The 1,856-nt window shown below is 63.0% G+C and carries 2 protein-coding genes; both read left to right on the forward strand.

The genetic code is table 11. The features are described from left to right. Window positions 1-2 precede the first annotated feature (2 nt). The gene (locus BH682_RS09160; RefSeq protein ID WP_007730192.1) at window positions 3-758 is read left to right on the forward strand and encodes a CoA transferase subunit A; all 756 of its coding nucleotides are present in this window, start codon (window positions 3-5) and stop codon (window positions 756-758) included. A 41-nt stretch (window positions 759-799) separates the two neighbouring features. Continuing rightward, the gene (locus tag BH682_RS09165; protein WP_190287658.1) at window positions 800-1,405 is read left to right on the forward strand and encodes a 3-oxoacid CoA-transferase subunit B; all 606 of its coding nucleotides are present in this window, start codon (window positions 800-802) and stop codon (window positions 1,403-1,405) included. The last annotated feature ends 451 nt before the right edge of the window (window positions 1,406-1,856 follow it).

A 1,856-nucleotide genomic window follows, 5' to 3' on the forward strand; every position in this document is an offset into this window, starting at 1 on the left:
GGATGAGCAAAGTCGTGAATACGGCAGCTGAGGCAGTTGCCGACATCGCGAGCGGATCCAGGCTCGCAGTGGGCGGCTTCGGGCTGTGCGGTATTCCCGACGCACTGATCGCGGCGATCGCCGACGGCGACGCCACCGATCTCGAGGTGTTCTCCAACAACTGCGGTGTCGACGACTACGGTCTCGGCATTCTGCTCGGCGCGCACCGGATCGCCAGGGTGACGGCGTCGTACGTGGGGGAGAACAAGGAGTTCGCGCGCCAGTATCTCGCCGGTGAGCTCGAAGTGGAGTTGACGCCGCAGGGGACGCTGGCCGAGCGGCTGCGAGCAGGCGGTACCGGCATCCCGGCGTTCTACACTCCGGCCGGCGTCGGCACCCCGATCGCCGAGGGCGGCTTGCCGTGGCGATACAACCCGGACGGTTCGATCGCCGTGGCGTCGCCACCGAAGGCGACGGCAGTGTTCGGTGGCCGCACGTATGTATTGGAAGAGGCGATCACCGCTGACTTCGCGCTCGTGCACGCGGACTACGGCGACACCGAAGGAAATCTCGTCTTCAACAAGACGGCGATGAACTTCAACCCGCTTGCTGCCATGGCCGGCCGGATCACCATCGCGCAGGTGGAGAACCTCGTCGAGCCGGGCGACATCGACCCCGCGCACGTGCACCTACCTGGAGTGTTCGTCGCGCGGGTCGTGCACACAGGCCCACAGGAGAAGCGGATCGAGAAGCGGACCGTCTCAGGAGGCACCAAGTGACCAGTGCAGAGGAAACCCGTATCGGTTGGACTCGCCACGAGATGGCCGCTCGCGCTGCCGCCGAGATGCGGCCGGGGGAGTACGTCAACCTCGGCATCGGCCTGCCGACGCTGATCCCCAGTTACCTGCCCGAGGGCGTCAAGGTGGTCCTCCACAGCGAGAACGGCATCCTCGGTACCGGACCGTATCCGACCGATGATCAGGTCGATGCTGACCTCATCAATGCCGGTAAAGAAACCGTCACCGTCAATTCAGGCGCCGCGTTCTTCGACTCGGCTCTCTCCTTCGGCATGATCCGCGGTGGTCACATCGACACCGCGGTGCTCGGCGGGATGCAGGTATCGAAGACCGGTGACCTTGCCAACTGGATGGTGCCGGGCAAGATGGTCAAGGGCATGGGCGGGGCGATGGACCTGGTCCACGGTGCCCGCCGCGTCATCGTCGTGATGGAGCACACCGACCGCGACGGCAATCCCAAGATCGTCGAGGCCTGCACGCTGCCGCTTACCGGTCAGAGCGTCGTCAACCGGATCATCACCGACCTGGCAGTGCTGGACGTCACTGCGGACGGGCTGCTGCTTGTGGAGCTGGCTCCAGGGGTCAGCAGCGAGCACCTGAAGAGTGTGACTGGTGTGGGCTTTTCCTGAAGCTTCGTACCGTAAATCGAAGAACGCGCCGACCGCTGGTCGGCGCGTTCTTTCGTCGGTCTGTCGGCGAGTACCGATAGTCTCGATCAGCGACTGTCGAATCTTGTTCGAGCTCAGACACCCAGTACCTGGCGGCCCTGTAAATTGTCCGAGGTGACTGATGTGGATTGGGGTGTAGATCGTCGGTTGCAATTGATTGTCCCAGGGGGAGAGGTGTCGCGCGCCGCGTCTGAACGGTGCGTTTCGGCAATGCGATCGGGGGGTAGATGAGCTGGGCGATTTGTAACGAATTGCAACAAAACCGTCGATACACCGGGGTATGGATTTCTCTTGTCACCTATGTATCGGAGACAATGGGTGGTTCTGGCTCGTCGAGGTTGGATGAGGTCGGTAGCTGCTGCGAATCGGACGTTCGGCTCGCACGGGTGCGCAATGGTGTGGAAGAGAGGCT

The sequence above is a fragment of the Rhodococcus sp. YL-1 genome, assembly GCF_001942025.1.
GTDB lineage: Bacteria > Actinomycetota > Actinomycetes > Mycobacteriales > Mycobacteriaceae > Rhodococcus_F > Rhodococcus_F qingshengii.

Excerpts from the sequence above, each read along its gene's own strand:
- BH682_RS09160 (WP_007730192.1), top strand. The coding sequence starts at position 3 with ATGAGCAAAGTCGTGAATACGGCAGCTGAGGCAGTTGCCGACATCGCG.
- BH682_RS09165 (WP_190287658.1), top strand. The coding sequence starts at position 800 with ATGGCCGCTCGCGCTGCCGCCGAGATGCGGCCGGGGGAGTACGTCAAC.